Origin of the sequence: Geomonas azotofigens, assembly GCF_018919395.1 — a bacterium.
Taxonomy (GTDB): domain Bacteria; phylum Desulfobacterota; class Desulfuromonadia; order Geobacterales; family Geobacteraceae; genus Geomonas; species Geomonas azotofigens.
The window spans coordinates 241,122-263,607 of record NZ_JAHLME010000004.1 but is presented as its reverse complement, the minus strand read 5'-3'; the positions used below and the strand labels follow the sequence as shown (position 1 = coordinate 263,607).

At 64.9% G+C, this 22,486-nt stretch carries 19 protein-coding genes; 7 read left to right on the top strand and 12 right to left on the bottom strand.

The window, feature by feature from the left end:
* Nucleotides 1–53: 53 nt before the first annotated feature.
* Both KOL99_RS15310 and KOL99_RS15305 read right to left on the bottom strand, forming a co-directional pair.
* Nucleotides 54–1,892, bottom strand: a complete 1,839-nt coding sequence (locus KOL99_RS15310) for a bifunctional homocysteine S-methyltransferase/methylenetetrahydrofolate reductase (RefSeq protein WP_216511339.1) — start codon at nt 1,890–1,892, stop codon at nt 54–56.
* Nucleotides 1,893–3,539 (bottom strand): putative manganese-dependent inorganic diphosphatase, encoded by a 1,647-nt coding sequence (locus KOL99_RS15305; RefSeq protein WP_216511338.1) that lies wholly within the window; start codon nt 3,537–3,539, stop codon nt 1,893–1,895.
* A 144-nt stretch (nt 3,540–3,683) separates the two neighbouring features.
* On the opposite strand from KOL99_RS15305, the gene KOL99_RS15300 reads away from it, so the two are divergent.
* Nucleotides 3,684–4,295 (top strand): DedA family protein, encoded by a 612-nt coding sequence (locus KOL99_RS15300; RefSeq protein WP_216511337.1) that lies wholly within the window; start codon nt 3,684–3,686, stop codon nt 4,293–4,295.
* 95 nt (nt 4,296–4,390) lie between these two features.
* Here KOL99_RS15300 and fsa read toward each other — a convergent pair whose 3' ends face one another.
* The 3 genes from fsa to folK are packed head-to-tail and all read right to left on the bottom strand — an operon-like array spanning nt 4,391 to nt 5,788.
* On the bottom strand, nt 4,391–5,035 hold the full coding sequence (gene fsa / locus KOL99_RS15295) for a fructose-6-phosphate aldolase (protein WP_216511336.1): 645 nt from the start codon (nt 5,033–5,035) through the stop codon (nt 4,391–4,393).
* 19 nt (nt 5,036–5,054) lie between these two features.
* Nucleotides 5,055–5,291 (bottom strand): YHS domain-containing protein, encoded by a 237-nt coding sequence (locus tag KOL99_RS15290; RefSeq protein WP_216511335.1) that lies wholly within the window; start codon nt 5,289–5,291, stop codon nt 5,055–5,057.
* A gap of 8 nt (nt 5,292–5,299) precedes the next feature.
* Nucleotides 5,300–5,788 carry a 2-amino-4-hydroxy-6-hydroxymethyldihydropteridine diphosphokinase gene (gene folK / locus KOL99_RS15285; protein WP_216511334.1) on the bottom strand — a complete coding sequence of 163 codons (489 nt, stop codon included), beginning with the start codon at nt 5,786–5,788 and terminating at the stop codon, nt 5,300–5,302.
* A gap of 183 nt (nt 5,789–5,971) precedes the next feature.
* Between folK and KOL99_RS15280 the strand changes: the two genes are divergently transcribed.
* Complete coding sequence (locus tag KOL99_RS15280) at nt 5,972–6,427, top strand: tetratricopeptide repeat protein (protein ID WP_328760574.1); 456 nt, start codon at nt 5,972–5,974, stop codon at nt 6,425–6,427.
* 89 nt (nt 6,428–6,516) lie between these two features.
* Complete coding sequence (locus KOL99_RS15275; RefSeq protein WP_216511333.1) at nt 6,517–6,915, top strand: secondary thiamine-phosphate synthase enzyme YjbQ; 399 nt, start codon at nt 6,517–6,519, stop codon at nt 6,913–6,915.
* Here KOL99_RS15275 and thiL read toward each other — a convergent pair whose 3' ends face one another.
* The 3 genes from thiL to KOL99_RS15260 are packed head-to-tail and all read right to left on the bottom strand — an operon-like array spanning nt 6,916 to nt 10,857.
* Complete coding sequence (gene thiL / locus KOL99_RS15270) at nt 6,916–7,971, bottom strand: thiamine-phosphate kinase (protein ID WP_216511332.1); 1,056 nt, start codon at nt 7,969–7,971, stop codon at nt 6,916–6,918.
* Nucleotides 7,968–10,406 carry an endopeptidase La gene (gene lon / locus KOL99_RS15265; protein ID WP_216511331.1) on the bottom strand — a complete coding sequence of 813 codons (2,439 nt, stop codon included), beginning with the start codon at nt 10,404–10,406 and terminating at the stop codon, nt 7,968–7,970. Before lon ends, thiL begins: the two co-directional genes overlap by 4 nt.
* A 10-nt stretch (nt 10,407–10,416) precedes the next feature.
* Nucleotides 10,417–10,857: an Hsp20/alpha crystallin family protein gene (locus tag KOL99_RS15260; RefSeq protein WP_216511330.1), complete on the bottom strand. Its 441-nt coding sequence runs from the start codon at nt 10,855–10,857 to the stop codon at nt 10,417–10,419.
* 320 nt (nt 10,858–11,177) lie between these two features.
* Here KOL99_RS15260 and KOL99_RS15255 point away from each other — a divergent pair, with 320 nt between their 5' ends.
* Nucleotides 11,178–13,115, top strand: coding sequence for a tetratricopeptide repeat protein (locus KOL99_RS15255; RefSeq protein WP_216511329.1), 1,938 nt, complete (start codon nt 11,178–11,180; stop codon nt 13,113–13,115).
* Nucleotides 13,116–13,284: 169 nt separating this feature from the next.
* On the top strand, nt 13,285–14,385 hold the full coding sequence (locus KOL99_RS15250) for a CFI-box-CTERM domain-containing protein (RefSeq protein ID WP_216511328.1): 1,101 nt from the start codon (nt 13,285–13,287) through the stop codon (nt 14,383–14,385).
* 70 nt (nt 14,386–14,455) lie between these two features.
* Here the strand turns inward: KOL99_RS15250 and KOL99_RS15245 are convergent, their stop codons facing one another.
* The 4 genes from KOL99_RS15245 to mqnB form a co-directional block, all read right to left on the bottom strand.
* The gene (locus KOL99_RS15245) at nt 14,456–14,917 is read right to left on the bottom strand and encodes a septal ring lytic transglycosylase RlpA family protein (protein ID WP_216511327.1); all 462 of its coding nucleotides are present in this window, start codon (nt 14,915–14,917) and stop codon (nt 14,456–14,458) included.
* Between the two features lie 106 nt (nt 14,918–15,023).
* Nucleotides 15,024–17,222 (bottom strand): PAS domain S-box protein, encoded by a 2,199-nt coding sequence (locus KOL99_RS15240; RefSeq protein ID WP_216511326.1) that lies wholly within the window; start codon nt 17,220–17,222, stop codon nt 15,024–15,026.
* 73 nt (nt 17,223–17,295) lie between these two features.
* Nucleotides 17,296–18,153 carry a 1,4-dihydroxy-6-naphthoate synthase gene (locus KOL99_RS15235; RefSeq protein WP_216511325.1) on the bottom strand — a complete coding sequence of 286 codons (858 nt, stop codon included), beginning with the start codon at nt 18,151–18,153 and terminating at the stop codon, nt 17,296–17,298.
* Nucleotides 18,154–18,366: 213 nt separating this feature from the next.
* On the bottom strand, nt 18,367–19,110 hold the full coding sequence (gene mqnB, locus KOL99_RS15230; protein WP_216511324.1) for a futalosine hydrolase: 744 nt from the start codon (nt 19,108–19,110) through the stop codon (nt 18,367–18,369).
* 503 nt (nt 19,111–19,613) lie between these two features.
* Here mqnB and gspC point away from each other — a divergent pair.
* Both gspC and gspD read left to right on the top strand, forming a co-directional pair.
* Nucleotides 19,614–20,513, top strand: a complete 900-nt coding sequence (gspC, locus tag KOL99_RS15225; protein ID WP_216511323.1) for a type II secretion system protein GspC — start codon at nt 19,614–19,616, stop codon at nt 20,511–20,513.
* 75 nt (nt 20,514–20,588) lie between these two features.
* A complete protein-coding gene (gspD, locus tag KOL99_RS15220; protein WP_216511514.1) occupies nt 20,589–22,481 on the top strand; it encodes a type II secretion system secretin GspD in 1,893 nt (630 codons plus the stop codon).
* Nucleotides 22,482–22,486 lie beyond the last annotated feature (5 nt).

The window sequence follows — 22,486 nt, the reverse complement described above, 5'->3', positions numbered from 1 at the left end:
CTCCATTGAAATTGATACAGGTCAAAAAGCTTTGATTATGGGAATTATGGGAACTATGGGCGCGGCGTGCGCCGATCCTTGATGTAACGCACCAGCTCTACCGCGATCTCGTATTTGCCAAAGGGCGGCATGATGTAGAAACCACCGGCCCGGGTACTGGCGGCATCGATGAATTCCTTGGCGATAGCGAGACCTTCGGCGACACCTTCGTCGCCGCTCTTGCCTGCCATGCGCTTCCTTATCTCATCCGGGATGACGATGCCGGGGACCTCGTTGTGCAGGAATTCGGCGTTCCTGCCGGAAACGAGCGGCAGCACGCCGGGGAGAACCGGGATGCCCAGGTGCGCGGTCTGCTCCATCATGTCATGGAAACGGGCGATGTCGTAGATGGGCTGGGTCTGGGCGAAGCGGGCGCCGTTCCCCACCTTCTTCGCCAGCCGCCGGACCTGCACCTCCATGCTCTGGGTGTTCGGGTTGAAGGCGGCGCCGATGGTGAAACCGGTGCCGGATCCGATGGGGTTGCCCAGGGCGTTCACCCCGCTGTTCAGGTCGCTCAGGAGCTTGATCAGCGTGAAGGAGTTGAGATCGAAGACCGATGACGCGCCCGCCTCGTCGCCGAGGCTCGCCGGGTCGCCGGTGACGGCCAGGATGGAAGTTACCCCCAAAAGGCTCGCCCCCATCAGCTCGGACTGCATGCCGATCAGGTTGCGGTCGCGGCAGGTGACGTGGGCGATCACCTCGATGCCGGCCTCGCGGCGGATCAGCGAGGCGAGCGCCAGGTTACCCATGCGCACGCGGGCCAGCGGGTTCTCGGCCAGGTTGATGGCGTGGGCGCCGGCCTCCTTGAGCGCGCGGCTCCCGGCCAGCACCTTGGCGCAGTCGAGCCCCTTGGGGGGATCGAGCTCCACGGTGATCACGGGCTCTGTCCCCCAACGATCCAGGAAGCTGACCGCGGGTTGCGGCAGAGGTCGAACCGGAAGTTCCTCACGTCCCGCTTCGGACACTGGCTGCCGGGGGGGAGCCGGTACGCTGACGGCGTCCTGCAGCCTGGCGGCCATGACCCGGATGTGCTCCGGGGTGGTGCCGCAACAGCCGCCCACCAGGGTCGCGCCGGCGGCAACCAGCTCTTCGGCGCGATCGGCGAAGTATTCGGGGGTGGTGCGGTAGATATAGCGACCGTCGATGTACTCTGGGAAGCCGCTGTTGGGGTAGGCGGCCACCGGCAGGGAGCAGGCGGCGGCGATGCGCTTCACGGTGGCAAGCAGTTCCAGCGGACCGGCGCCGCAGTTGGCACCCACGACATCGGCACCGGCGGCGGCGAGCGCACGCGCGGCCCCCTCGGCGGAGGTGCCTCCCGGCAGCCGCCCCCCCTCGCCAAAGGCAAGGTTCGCCACCACCGGCAGCCCGGTCTCCTTGGCTGCCGCCAGCGCGGCCAGGAGCTCGTCCAGCTCCGAGAAGGTCTCCAGGATCAGGAGGTCAACGCCACCCTCGGCCAAGGCGGCCGATTGCACCCGGAAGCACTCGGCTATCTGCTCGGGCGACAGTTCGCTCTTGCCGCGCCCGAGCGGCCCGATGGAGCCTGCCACGAACACGTCCTGCCCGTCGGCGGCGCTCCTGGCGAGTTGCGCGCCCTTGCGGTTGATCTCGGCAACCTTGGCGCCCAGGCCGATGGCGGAGAGCTTGGCGCAGTTGGCGCCGAAGGTGTTGGTCTCGATGACCTGCGCGCCGGCGGAGAGGTACTCGCGGTGCAGCTCCAGCACCAGCTCCGGGCGCACCAGGTTCAGGTGCTCGAAGTTCGCCTCCGGGGCCACCCCCTTGGCGTAGAGCATGGTCCCGATGGCACCGTCGCCGATCAGCACCCCGTGCGCGATCCGATCCAGGAACTTCTTCATCTAGCGACCTCCCAGGACCTTGATCATGTGCGGCACCAGCTGCTTCTTGCGCGACATGACGCCCTTCATCTCGAAGATGTGCGGCTCGGGCTGCGGGTACCCCATGAAACGGGTGAAGGCCTGACCTCCCTCCATCATGAACATGGTGCTCTCGCTGGAGATGTCGGTGACCATGAGCCCGGCCAGTTCCAGCCCCTCCTTCTCGCGCCGCGCCGCGAGGGCCTTGCGCAGTTCGGCCTTCATCTCGTTGAACTCGCCGAAGCCGAACACCTCGACCTGGCCCACGCCGAAGGTCAGCTCGCCCTGGCTGAAGAGCTTGAAGTCGGAACCGACCACCCGCTCGGGGCTGCCGTACCCGGAAAGCGCCCCCGATGCGGCGAAGATCTCTGCGCCGAAGGACTCCCAGTCCACCCCCGCGACGGCGGCCAGCCGCGCCACGGTGGCACGGTCCCTGGCCGTGGTGGTCGGGGACTTGAGGATCACGGTATCGGAGAGTATCCCCGCCAAGAGGAGCGCCGCGATCTGCGCGGGGGGCTCCACCTCGTGATCCTCGTAGAGCGAGGCGACGATGGTGCAGGTGCTCCCGACCGGCGCGGTGATGAAGGGAATCGGGTTGCTGGTGGGAGGGTTCCCCAGCTTGTGGTGGTCGATCACCTCGAGGATCTCCAGGTCCTCGGCGCCCGGCACCGACTGGGAAAGCTCGTTGTGATCCACGAGGATCAAGGCATAGGGGAGCGGCGCGAACAGCGAGGACTTGGTGGCGACGCCCGCCAGGGTGCCGTCCTCCTCGAGCGCCAGCACCGCGCTCTCTCCCGAGTGCAGGAGCTTGTCCCGCAGCCGTCCCAGCGGCTCCCCCACCGAGACGCTCTCGAAGTTCGGGACGGCCAGCTCCAGCGCCGGAGCGGCCAGGCGGGAGCGGGAAACGGTGGCGGCGGTGTCCAGCGGCGTGGAGAGGAGCGCGACCCCGCGAGCCTGCGCCAGGCGCACCACGTCCCCGGCCACGGGCAGCCCGCCGGTAACCACCAAGAGGCGCACGCCGCGCTCGATGGAGGCCGTCTGGATCGAGGTGCGATCGCCGGTCACCACCACCAGCGTCGCGGGATCGAAACCGGAGATGCGGTCCACGAACGATTCCTCGGCCATGGCCCCGACGAAGAGGTGCAGGCTTTCCACGGCGGTATCGGCGCTGCCGGAGAGAAAGCTCCCGGAGAGGCAGGCGGCCAAGGAGGCGAGCGAGGCGGAGACCAGGCGCAGCGAGTCGGCGCCGGTCACCAGCGAGCGTTCGGCGATCTTTCTCAGCGGAATGACCCCTTTGGGAACGCCGGCGGCGTCGAGCACGGGGAGCACCCTGATCGAGTTGTGGTGGAACTGTTCCAGCGCGGTCAAAAGCGGCGCGTCCGCGGCGACGGTGACCGGGGTGCGGTGGATCACGTCGCGCACCTTGGGGTGCACGTCGGCCAGGTACAAGGGCGCCTCGATGCCGAGCCGTCCCAAGAGCCAGGTGGTCTGGGGGTTCAAGTTGCCGGCCATGGCGGCAGTGACCCGCTCGTCTCCCAGCGCCCGCTTCAGGTGGGCGTAGGCGAGAGCCGAGGCGATCGAGTCGGTGTCCGGGTTTCTGTGGCCGATAACGAAAATCTGTTTGTCCATGGTTCCTTTCATGCGCGTCCCGCGCGGCCCGGGGCTCACCCCTGACGCCTCAGCGCGAGACGGAAAAAAATTAAATTAGTCGTTTTTTTGGCGCGCGCCGTATAGAATGGCGCCGGCAAAGAAAGCGATAAAGGAGAGTAAGGCATGCATGCAGCGGTACAGTGGCTGGTCGAAACCATAGGAGCGTTGGGGTACCCCGGGATCTTTCTCCTGATGGCCCTGGAGAGTTCCGTCTTCCCCATTCCCAGCGAGCTGGTGATGCCGCCGGCCGGGTACCTGGCCCAGCAGGGGCAGATGAGCATGGTCGTGGCCATCGTCTGCGGCACCGTGGGGAGCCTGATCGGCGCCTACGCCAACTACTTCGCGGCGCACTACCTGGGCCGCCCGCTGGTCCTCAAATACGGCAAATACGTCTTCATCACCGAGGAGAAATTCGCCAAGGTGGAGCGCTTCTTCAAGGACCACGGCGAGATCTCGACCTTCATCGGGAGGCTCCTGCCGGTGGTGCGCCACCTGATCTCGCTCCCGGCCGGCCTGGCCGGCATGAACCACGTCAAGTTCTCGCTCTACACGTTGCTTGGCGCCGGCATCTGGGTCACCGTGCTCACCTTCATCGGCTACTTCATCGGCTCCAACCAGGAGCTGATCATGCGCTACTCGCACCAGGCGGTCATCGGCGTCCTCGCCGTCAGCGCGGTGATCATCGCCGTCTACGTCCGCCTGCAGCGCGGCAAGAACGCGGACCCCGTCGAATAACCCCCACCAATAAAGCAAGGGCGGGTCCAGGACCCGCCCTCAGTAACGCCTTTGTTACCCGAACTGCGCGGGGAGAGAGCCTCCCGCGCCGCGGTCTACTTGGGAACCTTCTCCCAGTCTTCCAGGAACTTCTTGATGCCGGCATCGGTGAGCGGATGCTTGGCGAGCTGCAGCATGACCGAGTAGGGGATGGTGCAGACGTCGGCGCCGATCAGTGCCGAGTTGAGCACGTGCACCGGGTTCCTGATGCTGGCCACGATGATCTGGGCGTCCATGCCGTAGTTGTCGAAGATGGTCCTGATCTCTTCGATGATCCCCATGCCGTCCTGGGAGATGTCGTCCAGGCGGCCGACGAACGGGGAGACGTAGGTGGCGCCGGCCTTGGCGGCGAGCAGGGCCTGCATCGGGGTGAAGATCAGCGTGACGTTGGTCTTGATCCCCTGCTTGTGCAGGGTCTTGGTCGCCTTGAGCCCTTCCGGGGTCATCGGGAGCTTGATGACGATGTTGGGGTGGATCTTGGCCAGTTCGGCCGCCTCGGCGATCATGCCGTCGTGCTCGAGCGAGATGACCTCCGCGGAGATCGGACCGTCCACGATCTCGGTGATCTCCTTGATCACTTCCTCAAAACGCCGGCCGCTCTTGGCGATCAGGGAGGGGTTGGTGGTGACGCCGTCCACCAGTCCCAGTTCGTTGGCCTCCCGAATCTCTTTAACGTCCGCTGTGTCGATAAAAAACTTCATCTTTCCTCCGGTTGAGTTGTTAGTGCCGCTGCTGCATCTCTTCGAATTTTTTCAGACAGTCCATGGAGCAGAAGTGGTAGCGCTTCCCCTCCAGCCTGCCGACCACCGCGTCGGCCTCGGCTATGTACACGCCGCAGACCGGATCCTGGAAGGTCTCGGCGGCGGCGGGTTCCTGCTTCGCTATCTTTTGGGGCGACTTGCCGACGAACATGCGGTACACGAGGTACGCCAGCAACGCCCAGATCAGAAACTTCACTCGTCCCCCTAGATCCTGACCACCGTCTCGGGGGAGGTCAGCTCGGTCAACAGTTCTATGATGCGTTTGCCCAGGGTCGGGTGCACCAGGTCGGGTGCGATGTCGGACAGCGGCTGGAGGGCGAAACGACGCTCGGCCAGGCGCGAGTGCGGGACGGTGAGCTCGGCGCAGTCAAAGACCAGCTCGCCGTAGAGGAGGATATCGAGGTCCATGCTGCGTGCGCCCCAGCGTTGCGACGGCACCCGCCGAAACACCTCCGTCTCAAGCTTTTTCAGCCGATCCAGGAGCTCCAGCGGCGCCAGTTCCGTGTTGAGGCGCACCACCGCGTTGTAGAAGTTGTCCTGGGGCACCCCTCCGACCGGCTCGGTCTCGTAGAAGGGGGAAACGGCGGTGACCTTGGTTTGCGGCAGCTTGCCGAGCTCGGCTATCGCCATCAGGAGCTTCAGCTCGCGGTCGCCGATGTTGCTCCCAAGCCCTATGTACGCGATATGTTCCACAGCCGCAGATTAGAACACAAATCCCTTTTTTTTTCAACCCTGCCCGCCGCGGCGGCGCAGTCGCCCGCAGCCAAGGATAACGCGTACATAGCCACCACCGGTGCAACTTGCGCGTTTCCCATGCCACAAATTAAATGGTATAGTATCCCATCTTAATGTTGACGCAGCAGACAGGAGAGCCCTGTGAATCCCGAACTTGCCCAAATGGAAACAAGCGAACTGGTGCACATCGGCCAGGAGGAGCTGGACGCCCGGCGCTTCCCGTCCGCGATGCGCTACCTGCAGGCCGCCCTGGAGCGGCAGCGCACCCCGGACCACCTTTCGCTCTACGCCCTGGCCCTGGTCCAGGCGACGGGCAACGTGAGGACGGCGGTAGCCATGTGCCAGGAAGCGATCAAGCGGGAGCCGCGCAATTCCGAGCATTTCCTGCGCCTGGGCACGGTGTACCTGGTGGCCGGTCGGAAGAAGGAGGCCATCAGGGCGCTCAACCTCGGGCTCAGGGTCGGCAAGAACCAGGCGATCATGAAGCTGCTGCAGACGCTCGGACACCGCGAATCCCCGGTCATCCCGTTCCTTTCCAGGGGCAACCCGCTCAACAAGTACCTGGGCAAGATCCGGAACAGCCTCTTTAGAAAATAGTCAGCAGGGGTAAGGGGACAGGCAGCTGCGGAGCCAGTCCCCGTGGCGTGGTTGGTGGATTGCGAATTTGACGTGGGGGGGGGGGAAGGATGATCCAGTACCTGACATTGAAAAGCAGGGAGAGAACGGAGCTGATCGACATCACCGCGCGGGTGGAGGAGCTGATCGCGGCCAGCATGGTGGGGAGCGGCTGCTGCGATGTCTTCGTGCTGCACACGACGGCGGGGGTCACGGTGAACGAGGGGGCGGACCCGGCGGTCAAAAGGGACATCGCCAACTGCCTGGACCAGCTGGTGCCGGACGCGCACTACTTCACCCACGCCGAGGGGAACTCGGCGGCCCACGTCAAGTCGACCCTGGTGGGGAGCTGCCAGCGGCTCCTGATCGACCGGGGCAGGCTCCTTTTGGGCACCTGGCAGGCGCTCTACTTCTGCGAGTTCGATGGGCCGAGGGAGAGGAAGGTGGCGGTGAGGATCAGCGCGGACTAGCTAGTCGGCGCCGAAGTGATCGAAGCCGCGCCGCGGCGGCGTGTAGGGTGAGCCGTCCGGCGCGGCAAGTTGTATCCCGCTTTCCGCCGTGATCGCGCCGATCACGGAGACCGGGAGGTCGACCTTCGCGCAGAGCGCCGCCACCTCGGCCTCCTTGTCGGCGGGTATGCAGAAGAGGAGTTCGTAGTCCTCGCCGCCGGACAGCGCCAGCGCGAAAGGATCGTCACCGGGAGACTCCTTGCCGGTAGCAGCGCCCTCACCCCCGTCCCTCTCCCAAGGGGCAAGGGGGGCATGACTGCCCTCGCAGTAGGCCAGGTAGTGCTCGGAAAGCGGCAGCCGGGCCAATTCCAGGCGCGCCCCCACCCCCGACATCTCGCAGATGTGCCCCAGGTCCTGCAGCACCCCGTCGCTCACGTCGATCATGGCGGTAACCACGCCCGCCTCGGCGAGCGCCACCCCCGCCTCCACCCTCGGCGTCGGATCCAGCTGCCGCGCCACCAGGAAACCGTCCCGCACCCCTTGAAACAACTGCTTCAGTCCCGCCGCCGCGTCCCCGACCGTTCCGGTCACGCAGACGAGATCCCCGGGCCTCGCGCCGCTTCGCGTCACTACCAGCTCCGGGCGCTGCTCGCCGAGTGCGGTCACCGAGATGGCGACCCCCCCCTTGGAGGCGCAGGTGTCCCCCCCCACCAGGGTCGCGCCGTAGCGCTGCGCCTGTTCCAGCATTCCGGCCATGAAGCCGTCCATGAATTCAAGCGGGACATCCTTGGGGAGCGCCACGCCGAGCAGGAAGTGGCGCGGGCGGGCGCCCATGGCGGCGACATCGGAAAGGTTCACGGAGAGGGATTTTCTGCCCAGGGTGTGCGGGTCGCAGAAGGAGAGGTCGAAGTGGACCCCCTCCAGCAGCATGTCGGAGGTGATCAGGGTGACCTGCCCGGGGGTGGGAGACAGCGCCGCCGCGTCATCCCCGATGCCGAGAAGCACCGAGGGGGACGCGGCGACGTTTGCCTTGATCCTGTCTATCAGGCCGAATTCGCCCAGTTCGGCTAGTTTCAAGCCTTGCCCCTCACCGGGGCCGGGACCGGGACCCGGGTCCTGACCTTGCTCTTAGGGGGCTCCGGCTTGGCCTGCTTGGGGGCCGGAGGCGGGTAGTTTTCCAGGGCGACCGCCAGCACGTCGTCGATGTTGGCGGCGGTGACGATCTTCAACTTCTTGAGGATGGTCTTGGGGACGTCCTCGAGGTCCTTCTTGTTCTGGATCGGAATGATGACCGTGGTGACGCCCAGGCGCGCCGCGGCGAGGATCTTCTCCTTCAGCCCGCCGATGGGGAGCACCTTGCCGCGCAGGGTGATCTCGCCGGTCATGGCGACTTCCTTGCGCACCGGGATCCTGGTCAGCGCCGAGACCAGCGCGGTCGCCATGGTGACGCCGGCCGAGGGGCCGTCCTTGGGGATGGCGCCGGCCGGGACGTGGACGTGGATGTCGGTGGTGGAGTTGAAGTCCTCCGGGATCTGGAACTCGGCGGTACGGGAGCGGATGTAGGAGAGCGCCGCCTGCACCGACTCCTTCATGACGTCGCCCAGCTGTCCGGTGAGGGTGAGTCCCCCCTTCCCTTTCATGACCGTCGCCTCGACGAAGAGCACCTCGCCGCCGACCGGGGTCCAGGCGAGACCGGTGACCACGCCGACCTCGTTCTTGTCCATCTCCTCCTCGCGCAGGAACTTGGGAGGCCCGAGGTACTTGGCGACGGTGCCGGCGCTGATGACGAACTTCTCCCCCTTCCCCTCGGCGACTTTCCTGGCCACCTTGCGGCAGATGGAGCCGATCTCGCGCTCGAGGTTCCTCAAGCCCGCCTCGCGGGTGTACTTGGCGATGACGGTCCTGAGCGCCTCCTCGGAGAACTGCACGGTCTCCTCGGTGATGCCGTTTTCCTTCACCTGGCGCGGCACCAGGTAGCGCTTGGCGATGCCGAGCTTCTCCTCCTCGGTATAGCCTGAGAGGTTGATCACCTCCATCCTGTCGCGCAAGGGCCCCGGGATAGTGTCCATCTGGTTCGCCGTGGCGATGAACATCACGTTGGACAGGTTGAAGGGGAGGTTGATGTAGTGGTCCGAGAAGCTGTTGTTCTGCTCCGGGTCGAGCACCTCGAGAAGCGCCGAGGAGGGATCGCCCCTGAAGTCGGAACCGAGCTTGTCCAGCTCGTCCAGCATGAAGACCGGGTTGTTGGAGCCCGCCTGCTTGAGCCCCTGGATGATCCGGCCCGGCAGCGCCCCCACGTAGGTGCGCCGGTGGCCGCGGATCTCGGCCTCGTCGCGCACGCCGCCCAGCGAGATGCGCACGAACTTCCTCCCCATGGCGCGGGCGATGGACTTGCCCAGGCTGGTCTTGCCGACGCCGGGAGGTCCGACGAAGCAGAGGATGGGCCCCTTCATCTTCTTCTTGAGCTTTCTCACCGCCAGGAACTCGAGGATGCGCTCCTTCACCTTCTCCAGGAAGTAGTGGTCCTCGTTGAGGATCTCGGAGGCGCGGTTGATCTCCAGGGCGTCCTTGGTCGATTTGCCCCAGGGGATGTCCACCATCCAGTCCAGGAAGGTGCGCAGCATCCCCGCCTCGGCGGCGTCGGGGTGCATCTGCTCCAGGCGCCCGAGCTGCTTCAGGGCCTCCTTCTCGACGTTCTGGGGCATCTTGGCGTTTTCGATGGCCTTTCTCAGTTCGGCCATCTCCTCGCTTCTGGCGTCGGTCTCGCCCAGCTCCTGCTGGATGGCGCGCAGCTGCTCGCGCAGGTAGTACTCGCGCTGGCTTTTGCCCATCTCCTCCTTGGCGGCGGACTGGATGCGGGCCTGCATGTTGAGGAGCTCGCTCTCCTTGTTGAGGAGGTCGTTCACCTTCTTCAGGCGCTCCAGCGGATCGATCACCTCGAGCAGCCCCTGCGCCTCCTCGACCTTCAGGCCGATGTTGCTAGCCACCAGGTCGGCGAGCGCACCGGGCTCCTGCATGTTCTCGACGATGACCATGACCTCGGGGGAAACGGCCTTGCCAAGCGCCACGATCTTCGCCAGCTCCTCCTTCACGGTGCGGATCAGCGCCTCGGACTCCAGCGTGTTCTCCGGGGCCGCCGGCTCGATGATCCGGTCGATGCGCACCGAGTAGAAGGGCTTCTCGGCCAGGTACTCGGTGATGCGTCCCTTGGTGAGCCCCTGCACGAGGATCTTCACCCTGCCGTCGGGAAGCTTCAGCATGCGCATGATCATGGCGACCGTGCCGACCTCGTAGATCGCCTCGGGAGCGGGGTCCTCGTCCCCCACGTCCCTTTGCGTCGCCAGAAAGATCATGCGGTCTTTGGAAAGGGCGTGATCAACGGCCGCGATGGAGATCTCGCGCCCGACGAAAAGCGGCAGAATCATGTAGGGATAGACAACCACGTCCCGTACCGGGAGCAGCGGCAGAATATCCGGTATATTAAGTTCTTCAGTCTCCTGCCTGTTTTCCATTTACCTCTCCTTACTGAATCGGGATCTCGCGGATGTGCGGCTTCTCCCCCTTGCACCAGGGGAACTCCACCGTGAGCAGACCGCGCCGGTACTGCGCCCGTACCCCCTCCAGGTCGACGCCGGGAGGAACCTCGATGGCCCGGCAAAAGCGGCCGGTGCCGCGCTCAAGGCAGGTGTAGGTGGCGCCGGGGTCGGTTTCATCCCGTGCCGTCCCCTCCACCACCAGGGTGGAGCAGCATAGACTCAGGGTGATATCGCCGCGGGCGCAGCCGGGAAGTTCCACCTCCACCACGAACGTGCGGTCCGTTTCGTAGATGTCGACCAGCGGGGACTGTTCCTTGTCGGTGAAGCCCTCCCGCCCCTCCAGCGTGGAGAGAAATCGGAAAATCTCGTCCATCTGCTGGCGGAACAGGTTCAGCCATTCCAAAGGTTCCTTGGGAATTACCGCCATCGCGCCCCTCTGTTACCCTGCTTTTAATGAAAAACCGGCCCCGTGGCCGGTGCAGATGATTTAACCATCTTTATCATGAAAGTCAAGGTAATCCGCCTTAACCTTGGAGCCCCCCTCTTCCCGTGCGGCTTCGCGGCCTCAAGATCTCGGGATCCTTAATGATTATCGTTTTGGAATTGAATTTATTAGTTCCGATGTGTATAATCCGGCAACCTCACCGGGCCGCTGTGTCCGGCAGTGCCCGGCTGCACCGGGCCGAGTCACCGGCGCCGCGCCGTGCGCCCCCCACCACACGTTCTCTCGAAGCAAAAGGGCCCTACATGAAAAGATACGCAGCACTGTCGTCGCTTCTCGCGGTGACCCTGTTCAGCACCGGCTTCAGCTGGCCGTTTCCCGCGACCAACAGCTGCCTGGAAGCGAAGAAGATCATCCTGGAACTCCCCCCGCAGGCGAGCGAGCAAAAGAAAAAGGATGCCGAAAAGCGCGTGGCGGAGCTTTGCCCCACCGGCGCCCCCGGCCGATACCTCAAGGCCCTCGCCTTCGAGCGCAGCGGCAACATTGACGCCGCCATCCAGGAGTACCGCGAGACCCTGGCGCTGGACCCGGAGTTCTACCCCGCCAGCGGCAACCTGGGGCTCCTGCACCTGCAGAAGGGTGCCAGCGAGGAGGCCGCCGTGGAGCTCTCGCAGGGGCTCAAGACCGGCGACCCGCGCTACCACGGGGGACTGGCCCGCATCCTGGCCCAGAAGGAGCTGCACCAGCTCGCCATCTTCCACTATACCGAGGCGCTCGCCGCCTTCCCCGAGGATGCCTCCCTGCACAACGACCTGGCCGTTTCCTACGACGCGGTGGGACAGAAGCAAAAGGCCGAGGACGAATACAGAAAGGCGCTCGCCATCCAGCCCGGCAGCGCCAGGGCCCGCCTGGGGCTCGGGGCGCTGCTCCTCGCCCGGGGCGAGGTCGACAAGGCGGTGACCGAGCTGAAGCAGGCCGCCATCGCCGAGCCGGGCAACAAGGAGGTGCACCGCCTGCTCGCCGAGGGGTACCTTCGCAAGGGTGACCAGAAGAGCGCCGAGTACGAGCGGGTGCTGGCCGGCATCGCCCCCAAGGTGAAGGAGACGCCCAAGGTCGACCACATGGCCCTCGCCGACCAGTACAAGAACGCCAAGGACTACGAGATGGCGATCAGCGAGTATCGCCTGAGGATCGCCGAGGAGCCGGCCGATGCCGCGGCGCAGCAGCGCCTGGGCGACTGCCTGCTGTCGGTGGGACGCGAGGACGAGGCGATGTCCTACTACCGCGACGCCATCCGGAACAAGGGTGAGAACCCGCAGCTGCACCTGAACCTGGCCGGCATCTACGAGCGCAAGGCGCTCCTTGACGAGGCGGTGGTGGAATACCGCCAGGTGCTCGCCAGCACGCCGGACAACCAGCAGGCACGCCAGCGCCTGGCCGAGATCTACACGCTGAGGGGGAGCTTCCCGCAGGCGCTGGAGCAGTACCAGGCGCTCATCAAGGCGAACCCCGGCGACGCCGCGACTCAGCTCAAACTGGCCCGCGCCTTCGTGAACACCAAGGACCTCGACTCCGCCATCAGCGCCTACCAGGGCGCGATCAAGCTGGACCCGGAGTCGCTGGAAGCCCACCGCGAGCTGGCCAACCTCCTGCGCAAGCGTAACGAGATGGACCAGGCGGCCAACGAGTACCAGGAGGTGCTGCGCCTTAAGAAGGACGACCAGGAGGCCCGCACCGCCCTCACCGCCATCTACGTCAAGAACAAGAATTACGACTCCCTGGCCAAGCTCTTGAAGGAAGGGGTGGAGCTCTCCCCCAACGACGCCAACGCCCACTACAAGCTGGGGCTGGTCTACGAGTTCCAGAAGAACTACACCGCCGCCACCGACGAGTACAAGGAGGCGGTGAAGCTGAAACCCGACCACGCCAAGGCCCTGAACGCCATGGGGCGCGTGCAGATGAAGGACGGCCACATCGCCGAGGCCAAGGAATCCCTGGAGGCGGCCAGAAAGGCCGACCCGGAACTGGAAGAGGCGCAGGTTCTTCTGAGCAACATCAAGGACGAGTTCAACCCCGAGCCAAGGAGCTTCCGCAAGCACAAGGGATCGAGCGGGAGCAAGTCCAAGAAGGGGAAGAAAGGGAAGAAGTCCAAGGATAAGGAGGAGAAGTCCTCGAAGAAGTCCTCCAAAAAGGGTTCCTCGAAGAAGAAGTCCGCCTCCAAGAAGAAGCACAAGGAAGAATAGCCCGCCTACCTGGCAGGTCGTATAAAGCAATAAGGCAGCCTCCGGGCTGCCTTATTTTGTTTGGGCGGGTCCTGTTGCTTGCGCCGAACGGGGATTCGCCTAGTATTAAGGAGGGCGCGTTCTCTTTCTCATTGGTAGGCAGCTGGAGTGACGAGGCGAAGGAGGGATCATGAAGCTTCCCCGGACGTCCTTTTTTTCAGCGGCACTGTTGGCCCTGTCTCTCCTTCTCCCCCCCACGACCTCATTTGCCGCGGGGAGTCCCCCCTACAGGGTCACCGGCTTGAGCGCGACCCTGAGCGCCCCCGACACCATCACCCTCAGGTGGGATCCCTCCCCGACGACCTGGATAACGGCCTACCGCATCTACTACGGTCTCCTCTCCGGAACCTACGACGGCACTGATGCGGGTGAAGGCACTTCGCCGCTGACCGTGCCGGCAAGCGTTGTTACCGCGACCCTGAGCGGGCTCCCCACCACCGCACTGCCGGTGCCAGTCGCCCCGGTGCTCCAGGGGATCGACCCGCTGGCCGGCGCCCTGATGGTCGGTTTCAGCACGGTGCCCGGCGCCACCGGCTACCGCCTCTATTACAGCCCCTACGATTTCGCGGACGACAACCGCCCCCCTACCTTCGTCGACACCTTGGCGACCCCATTCGTGATCGCCTCGTCAGGAATTCTCAGTGAAGCCACCGGCCTGACCCCGGGGGTCCGCTACACGGTCGCCGTATCCGCAATGGCACAGCGTACCTACTATATAGTCGTCACCGCGGTGGTCGACCCCAACATCGCCTCCTCTCCCGGCAGCCTCAACGAGAGCGACTACTCGGAGGAGGTGCACCAGGGGGTGGGCCCCCTGCAACTGAGCGCGCTCTCGAATCGTCAGACCGGGACACCGGTTGCGCCCCAACCCTACGTCTCCCTAAAGGGTGGCGGCTGCTTCATCGCCACCGCAGCCTACGGCACTCCTTTCGCGCCACAGGTCGGGCTGCTGCGCGAGTTCCGTGATCGCTACCTCCTCACCAATGCCGCCGGCCGCAGCTTCGTCTCTTGGTACTACCGCGAGTCGCCGAAGGCGGCGGCACTCATTGAAAAGCACACCTGGCTCAAGACGCCGGTGCGTCTTTTACTGTCCCCCCTGGTCTTATGCGCCTGGCTTGCGCTCCGCGTTCCGGGCACGGCAATCATCGCCGCCATGCTCCTGCCCTTCGCCCCGGTGCTGGCCAGGCGACGAGGCGGCAAGACCAGGAGCCAGGAACGGGCCGCGTCGTGAGCAAAGAAAAAAGGCCGGGGGAATGCCCCCGGCCTTTTTCTCTGTTCGCCCAGATTGTATTTGGATTTTGCTAGGATTCGTCCTCGGTCAGCGGGATGATGGCCACCTTGGCCTTGCCTTCCCCGAGGAAACCCAGTTTCCTTGCCGCGGCCCGAGACAGGTCGATGAAGGGGAACCCCTTCTTGCGGCAACGGTCGTTGACGACAACCGTGACTTCCTTATCGTTGGCGAGGTTCCGGACCAGAACCTTGGTCCCCAGCGGAAGACTCTGATGGGCGGCGGTCATCTTTTCCGGATGATACCGCTCTCCCGAGGTGGTCGCTCTTCCGTGGAACTTCTTGGCATAGTATGAGGCTATGCCGACCAGCTTTTTCACCACCGATTTTTCTTGCGATTCTGCCTTTTCTACTGCGGGTGTTACCGGTTTTGCTACTTGTTCTGCAGCCAGCAGGGGAAGCGTGTGGATCGGGAGGAGCATCAGGGCCAGCACGACTACGCGCACCAGCCTGCGGCTCCGCTCGGATGATGCCATGCGCACCTCCTTTGTTGGGCGAGGCATTCGTATAACATGCCCCACCTCCAAAGTCAAGTTCCAATGAGCCCGAACGGAGGTAACCCTTTAATCTGCCGAGGGTTTGTCACCCCGCCGTCTGGACCTGCGCCGGCACGTCATCGACGGGTTGCGGCCCTCGCTGACGCCTGCCGATGGTGGTCGTGTCGTTAATGATAACCACCTCGCGCGCCGAGCCGTCCACCTCGGGGGGGAAGGCGTGCCGCTTGACCACGAACCATTTGCCGCTGGGCTTGTGCAGCAGTTCGATCCCCGGGGACTCCAGGTGCTCCTTGAGGCCGTGCTGCTCCAGGAAGGCGAGGCAGTCCCTGCCGACGATGTCGCGGTGCGCCATGCCGGTGAAGGTCTCCACGGCGCGGTTGAAGCGCCGGATCTTGCCGAACTGGTCGGCCAGGATGAACATGTCGGAGATGCAGTCCATGATCTCCTCCCACTCGCGACGGATCCCCTCCATCTGGTGGAAGACGTTCTTCAGCTCCTCGTGCTTCATGTAGAGGCGGGCGTCGCTTTCCAGCAGTTCCCGCTCCATCTGGCGCTGGTCGGTGACGTCGCGGGAGATGGCGATCAGGCACGCCTCCCCCTGGTACTCGATCACGTCGGCGGACCACAGCAGCTCGCGGATCTCGCCCGACTTCACCCGGAAGCGGACATCCAGGTTGCGCACGTGCCCGTGCTCGTTCAACAGCTTCAGCATCACCATGCGCGCGTCCGGGTCGGCCCAGAGCAGCAGCTCGGTGGAGGTCTTGCCGATCACCTCCTCCCTGGTGTACCCGGTGATCTCCTGGAAGGCCTCGTTGACGTCGATGTAGGTGCCATCCTCGGCGCGGGTGATGACGATGGAGTCGGGGGAGGCATGGAAGGCCTTGGAGAACTTTTCCTCGGAGGTCCTGAGGGCCTCTTCCGCCTCAAGGCGCCAGGTGATGTCCTGGGCGGTGCCGACCATGTGCAGCGGCCGTCCCTGGGCGTCGTAGGTGACTTCCGCGCGGGCGGAAAGGGTGCGCAGCGAACCGTTGGGGAGCACGATCCGGTAGTCCATGTGGTAGGCCCTGCGGTTGTAGATGGCGTCGTTCACCGAGCGGATCACCTGCTCCCGGTCCTCGGGGTGCACCGCCTGCAGCACGAACTCGTGGGTCGGCACGAACGAGGCGGGATCGACGTCGTAGATGCGGTACATCTCGTCGGACCAGGCGAGCGTGTCGCTGCCGAGGTCCCAGTCCCAGTTGCCCAGGCGCGCGATGCGCTGCGCCACGGCGAGGGTGGCCCGGCTTTCCCTGAGCGCCTCCTCGACCTCCTTGTGGGCGCTGATGTCCACCAAGGAGAGCACCGAGCGGTCGGTCCCCTCGATGACGGCCCAGTTGCCGGCCATGGTCCGGGTGCCGTCCTTGGCGGCAAGCCGCACCTCGAAGCTGCGGCGCGGGGACCCGGGGAGGGCGTCGTCGTCGGGCACGGAGACCCCGTCGCTGTCGCAGCGGCCGATGAACTCGGTCCATAGCCGCTTCCCCTCGAGCTCCTCGCGGGAGAGTCCCACCACCGCCTCGAAGCCGCGGTTAACCATCTGCAGCGTCCCGTCGGAAAGGATGATGGCCATGGCGGTGCCGGTGTCCTCGAAGATGGCACGGTACCTCGCCTCGGACTCTTCCAGCCGCTCCTGCGACGTGCGGCGCACCGTGATGTCGCGCGCGACGAAGAGCACCCTGCGCACCCCCTGCTCCAGGTCGCCGATGGGGTGCACGGAGATATCCTCGTACCGGTTCCTGCCGTCATCGGCACGGTAGCAGATCTCGCTGCTGACCGAGGTCCCGCTGCAGGCGCAGTCGGAGATGAGGCTCATGATCTGGTCGGCGAGCCCCTGGCGCGCCACCAGTTCCGCGAAGCTCGCCCCCGGCGCCCCCTCTTCGGTCAGGGAGTAATCGGCGAGAAAGACGCTGTTGCAGTTGGTGATGGTGTAATCGGTGGTTCTGACCACGCAGATGGCGTCACGGGATGAATCAAGGAAGATCTGGGAGAGATCGTCGGAATGGCGCAGCGCGGCCTCGACCCTGCGGCCGCGCTCGCACACCACGGAAAGGGACGCGAAGAAGGCGCCCAGCAGACAGGCGTAGAAGGTCCGCATCCAGATTTCATAGGTATTGGGATGGTGGAGCTGATGCAGAAAGGGGTCCCGCCCCATGATGGTGGCGTCCAGCAGGGCGTCGCCGAGCCAGAAGGTGGCGATGAAGGCGAGGGCCACCCCTATATGCCGCTTCCAGTTGAACGGCTTGGTCATCCAGGATCCTCCACGATGCTAGGACAGCTTCTGCACCTTTCGGCGAAAAAAGAGATAACTTGAGAGTTCCTGTTCAGAAAATGAGCAGGGGCTCCAGCCAGGGGGGGATGATCCCCGCCGCCGCCGCGCGGCCAAGCAGCAGGCGCACCGCCGCCTCCCCTTCGCTCCCCAGACCGCGGGAGAAATCGTTCACGTAGAGCCCGATGTGGGCGTCGCACACCTCGTCGCTCATCTCCTGGGAGTGGGCGCGGATGTAGGGGCGGGCCGCGCCGGGGTGCCGAAAGGCGTAATCGACGCTGGCCGCTATCCCCTGCTCGAGCCGCAGCAGCGCCTCCCTCCCCAGGGACCTTTTGGCCGCGATGCCACCCAGGGGGATAGGGTGTCCCGTCTCACGCTCCCACCACTCCCCGAGGTCGACCACCTTGTGCAGGCCGTACCCCTGGTAGGTGAAACGGGACTCGTGGATGATCACCCCCGCCGCCACCGAGCCGTCGGCCACCGCGGCCATGATCTCGTGGAAGGGGAGGTAGACGAAGTCGGTCAGGGACGGGTTGAAGAGCCGCAGCAGCAGCGCCGCCGTGGTGTACCGCCCCGGAAGGGCGACCCGCTTGCCGGCCAGGGCGTCCGGTTCGATCCGGTCGCGCGCCACCACCAGCGGACCGCAGCCGCGCCCGAGGGCGCCCCCGCTTCTCAAGAGGAGGTAGTCCTTGAGGATGTGCCCCAGGAGGTGGTAGGAGACCTTGGAGACGTCCAGCACCGATGCCAGCGCCATCCGGTTCAGGGTCTCCACGTCCTCGAGCCGCTCCTGAAACGAAAAACCGCAGTCGACGCGCCCGTGGATCAGGGCGTCAAAGATGAACGTATCGTTGGGACAGGGTGAAAACCCCAGGGTCAGCACCGATGCCGACTCTTGATCATGTGTAACTGACATTACCGCATCCATGTGTCGCTTTGACTCCCGCTCTACAGCCATAGCCGCGCCGCTGCCTGAATCTGGCGGCACGGCGTGCAAGTTTAGGACTCACCAATATACTACCAGCACGCCTGCCGTGCAAGAAAACCTCACGTGATTCTCATAGTACAATTAGAACTTCTGGAGGGAAGATGCCTTAGAAGAGCCGGGAAAAGAGGAGCGGAAACTTCTTCAGAGCATGCCGGGGCGATTGACCGCGGCCTGTTCGAGATGAAGGGCCAGGAAGCGCTGCACCTCGCCCAGGGCGCGCTTCAGGTCCCAACGCGACAGGTCCCGGTCCTCGACCATGTTGCTGATGCCGCGCACTTCCAGGCAGGGGACGCCGTACACGAGGGCGACCTGCGCCACGGCGCCCCCCTCCATGTTCTCGCACACCCCCGGGAAGCGCCGCAGCAGTTCCTCCCCCCGCTGGGCCGTGCCGGAGCAGGTGGAGACGGTGAGGAAGGGGCCGACGACCGCCTTGAAGCCGGCGGCGGTCGCGCGATGAAAAGCGCGGCGGGCGAGTTCCTCGTCCAGGGGGATCCGGTTGAAGAGCCGCTCGCCCCTTCCCTCGTAGACGGGGATGCCGATCAGGTCGAGCCCGCGCCACCCTGAGGGGGTCTCTACCCCCTCGTCGGCGAGGCACTCGCTGTCGGCGACGGCGAGGTCGCCAACGGCCAGCCCGGAACCGGCGAAGGCGCCGCCGCAACCGGTGTTGACGATGAGATCCGGGGCGTAGCGCTCGCAAAGCAGGGTGGCGGCGCAGGCCGCGTTCACCTTGCCGATCCCGGTCTGGGCGAAGAGGATCTCGGTCGTCCCCATCTCGGCGCGGTGCAGCGGCAGGTGGGCTCCCCCCGGCACCGGACGGGCCGAGGTGGCGGCCAGCAGTTCGGAGAGTTCCATGGGGGTCGATGCGGTGACGATGATGCGGCTCATGCGCTACTCCCTGCGAAGGTTGGTGCGCGAGTGTAGCACAGCAGGGAAGCCGACTTCAACGCCTAGCGCCACCCCGGCGTCAAATTACCGTCACACGTCAAAATAACGGTGCCGGGAGCGGGGCCGTTTCCGGCCACGGCCGACGGCAGCTTCGGGCCCGGCGAGGCTCCTCATTGGAAAAACTGCGGCAAATCAAGCCCCACTTGGTACACTTGGGTACCCGTACTCTCGCTCCAGAAGCGGCGGCACAGCTTTTGCTGATACAGTGGCGCTTGGTTAAGGCACGGGTACCGCAGGCTCTCATTATCCAGTCTTCCCCACGTGAGCCGTCGCGACGGTTGTGCCCGCACCGGAATCCATGTCGAGACCGGGACGAGAAGGGGGAAAAGGAGAGCCGCCGGGATGCCAGAACCGGCGCCGCCCGCACCCCCTTTTTTGTTGCATAACACAAAGGCATCTAATATATTCGCTCAGTTCCAACTACTCGCAAAGAAGGGTCTTTCATGCCGCGCTGGATTCTCCCCTTGAACATAACCCTTGGCCTCGCCATCACCGCGGTCGCGGCGCTCATCGCTGCGGACCTCTTGAGCGTCAAGATCGCCGCGCTGTACCCGAGAAACGCCCAGAAACAGGTCGCGGCACAGACCGCGGCGGCGCCGGCAGGGAGCCAGGACCTCATGAGTTTCGCCCCGATCCTGGAGCGGGGACTGTTCGGCAAGGCAACCCAGGGGAAACTCACCCCGCTGCAGCAACAGCAGGCGGCCGCTGGCCCCGCGGCGGCGGCGCCCCCACCGGTGGCGGTCGGCGACCTGGTCCTTTTGGGAACGGCGGTCGGCTCCTTCCGTGAGACCTTCGCCCTGGTGCTGAAGAACTCCACCCACGAGGAGCGGGTCTTCAAGCTGGGGGATACGGTCTTCTCCGCGGGCCCGCTGGTCGCCGTGAAGAAGGACGTGGCCGAGATCCTCATCGGCGGGAAGCGGGTGAAGATCCTCACGCCGATGGCGGCCCAAGCCGAGGCGGCGGCCGCTCCCGCGGCGGCGCCGGCCGCTGTCGCCGGCGCAGGCCTGGCCGCCCCCGCCGGTGCAGGCAACTTCGTCATCGACCAGCGCGCCTTGAACGCCGCGCTGGACAACATCGGGCAGGCCATGACCGACGCGCGCCTGCTTCCCAGCATGAAGGAGGGCAAGGTCGAGGGGTTCCGCGCCTCCGAGGTGAAGCCGCAGGGAATCTTCGGCACCGTCGGCATCAGAAACGGCGACGTTCTCCTGAGGATGAACGACTTCCCCATCGACTCGCCCGAGAAGGCGATCCAATCCTTCGCCTCGCTCAAGGGGCAGAGCCGGATCAAGCTCGACCTGATCCGCGACGGCCGCCCGACGACATTCACGTATGACATAAGGTGAAGCAGTTCGATTTCAATCTGCCTCCTGGAGGGTTTTTCCTTGAAAATTAGAATCGCCCGCATCGCCGCTTTGCTCATGTTCCTGGTCGCCGCTCCGACCCTGGTCTTCGCCAAAGGGGTGGTGCTCAACTTCACCGACGTGGACATCGCCACCATGGTGAAATTCATCAGCGACCTCACCGGCAAGAACTTCATCATGGACGACCGGGTCAAGGGGAAGATCTCCGTCTTCTCCCCGGCCAAGCTCTCCAACGAGGAGGCCTACAACGTCTTCACGTCGGTGTTGGAGCTGAAAGGGTTCACCGTGGTGCCGGCGGGCAAGGTGATGAAGATCGTCCCGACCGCGGCCGCCAAGCAGGCGGGGATGAAGGTCTTCAGCGACGGCGAGAAGGGGGTGGTGAACGACAGCTACCAGGCGCGCGTGATCCAGCTCGAGCACGTCGCCCCCCAGGACGCGGTCACCTTCCTGCAGCCGCTGGTCTCCAAGGACGGGCAGATCTCCGCCTTCGGCGCCGCCAACCTGATCCTCGTGGTCGACTCCGCCTACAACATCCAGAAGATCCTGGGGCTCCTCAAGCACATCGACACCGACCAGGTGCGCGAGGGGGCCGAGCTGGTGTTCCTGAAAAACGCCGCCGCCGACAGCGTCGCCACCATGGTCAAGGACTGGCTCTCCGGCAAGCAAAGCGGCAAGGCCGGCGCGGGCGCCGCCCCCTCCACCGGCAACGTCCCCGTGGTCGCCGACGCGAGGCTCAACGCCCTGATCATCTTCGGCTCTGACAAGGACAAGGCCGACATCAAGAAACTGATCGCGCTGGTCGACGTGGTCCCCCCCACCACCAGCAGCAAGGTGAACGTCTACTACCTGGAAAACGCCGATGCGACCGAGGTGGCCAAGGTACTGGAAGGGCTGGTGAAGGGTACTAGCACCGCGACTCCCGGCGCTCCGGGCGCCGCGGCGGCGCCGCAACAGGCGGTGTTCGAAGGTGGCAAGATCACCATCACCCCGGACAAGGCCACCAACTCGCTGGTGGTGATGGCCTCCCCGACCGATTACCAGAACCTGCTGCAGGTGATCCAGAAGCTGGACCGCAGGAGCCGCCAGGTGTTCGTGCAGGCGATGATCGCCGAGGTGTCGGTGAACCGGGCCAAGGACCTCGGGGTGCAGATCGGCGTCATCGGCGCCGCGTCCAACGGCACCGTGAGCACCATCGGCACCTTCGACCCCTTCGGCACCGTAGCCGGCCTCTCCACCACGGCCGCGGCGGCCAAGACCCTGGGGATGGACGTGACCCTCAGCAAGATCAACATCCCGGTCGTCTTGCAGGCGCTGCAGACCAACGGCGCCCTGAACGTCCTCTCCACTCCCAACATCATGACCAGCGACAACAAGGAAGCCGAGATCTTCGTGGGCGAAAACGTCCCCTTCCTTTCCGGCACCAACCTCACCTCCACCGGACTTTCCCAGCAGTCCATCGAGAGGAAGGACACCGGTATCATCCTGAAGATCAAGCCCCAGATCAGCGAGGGTGAATACGTCAAGCTGGACATCTACCAGGAAATCTCGGCGGTGAAGGATTTCGGCACCGCTACCACCCCGAACCTGGGGAGCACCAAGCGCTCCGCAAAGACCTCGGTGGTGGTGAAGAACACCGACACCGTGCTGATCGGCGGCCTGATCCAGGACACCGACCAGGTGACCGAGAGCAAGGTTCCATTCCTTGGCGACATCCCGGGGCTCGGCTGGCTCTTCAAGACCAGAACCACCAAAAGGGACAAGACCAACCTCCTGATCATGCTCACCCCGCGCATCATCAAGGACGCGCGCGACCTGGCCGAGGTCTCGGTGACCCAGAGGAACAACTTCTCGGAAGCCGTCAAGAACGACGCCCCCTTCAACCTGGAGCGCGCGCTCGAGGAGAAGCCGAAGTCGGTAACCGCGGACAAACCCGAAATTCGCAACCAGTAACGGCG

What these genes read in the sequence shown, in the direction of transcription:
- KOL99_RS15310 (WP_216511339.1), bottom strand. Translation starts at nt 1,892, where the DNA reads ATGAAGAAGTTCCTGGATCGGATCGCGCACGGGGTGCTGATCGGCGAC.
- gspC (WP_216511323.1), top strand. Translation starts at nt 19,614, where the DNA reads ATGCCGCGCTGGATTCTCCCCTTGAACATAACCCTTGGCCTCGCCATC.
- lon (WP_216511331.1), bottom strand. Translation starts at nt 10,406, where the DNA reads ATGGAAAACAGGCAGGAGACTGAAGAACTTAATATACCGGATATTCTG.
- KOL99_RS15305 (WP_216511338.1), bottom strand. Translation starts at nt 3,539, where the DNA reads ATGGACAAACAGATTTTCGTTATCGGCCACAGAAACCCGGACACCGAC.
- KOL99_RS15300 (WP_216511337.1), top strand. Translation starts at nt 3,684, where the DNA reads ATGCATGCAGCGGTACAGTGGCTGGTCGAAACCATAGGAGCGTTGGGG.
- KOL99_RS15240 (WP_216511326.1), bottom strand. Translation starts at nt 17,222, where the DNA reads ATGACCAAGCCGTTCAACTGGAAGCGGCATATAGGGGTGGCCCTCGCC.
- KOL99_RS15235 (WP_216511325.1), bottom strand. Translation starts at nt 18,153, where the DNA reads ATGTCAGTTACACATGATCAAGAGTCGGCATCGGTGCTGACCCTGGGG.
- KOL99_RS15260 (WP_216511330.1), bottom strand. Translation starts at nt 10,857, where the DNA reads ATGGCGGTAATTCCCAAGGAACCTTTGGAATGGCTGAACCTGTTCCGC.
- KOL99_RS15245 (WP_216511327.1), bottom strand. Translation starts at nt 14,917, where the DNA reads ATGGCATCATCCGAGCGGAGCCGCAGGCTGGTGCGCGTAGTCGTGCTG.
- gspD (WP_216511514.1), top strand. Translation starts at nt 20,589, where the DNA reads ATGTTCCTGGTCGCCGCTCCGACCCTGGTCTTCGCCAAAGGGGTGGTG.
- fsa (WP_216511336.1), bottom strand. Translation starts at nt 5,035, where the DNA reads ATGAAGTTTTTTATCGACACAGCGGACGTTAAAGAGATTCGGGAGGCC.
- KOL99_RS15250 (WP_216511328.1), top strand. Translation starts at nt 13,285, where the DNA reads ATGAAGCTTCCCCGGACGTCCTTTTTTTCAGCGGCACTGTTGGCCCTG.
- mqnB (WP_216511324.1), bottom strand. Translation starts at nt 19,110, where the DNA reads ATGAGCCGCATCATCGTCACCGCATCGACCCCCATGGAACTCTCCGAA.
- KOL99_RS15275 (WP_216511333.1), top strand. Translation starts at nt 6,517, where the DNA reads ATGATCCAGTACCTGACATTGAAAAGCAGGGAGAGAACGGAGCTGATC.
- KOL99_RS15255 (WP_216511329.1), top strand. Translation starts at nt 11,178, where the DNA reads ATGAAAAGATACGCAGCACTGTCGTCGCTTCTCGCGGTGACCCTGTTC.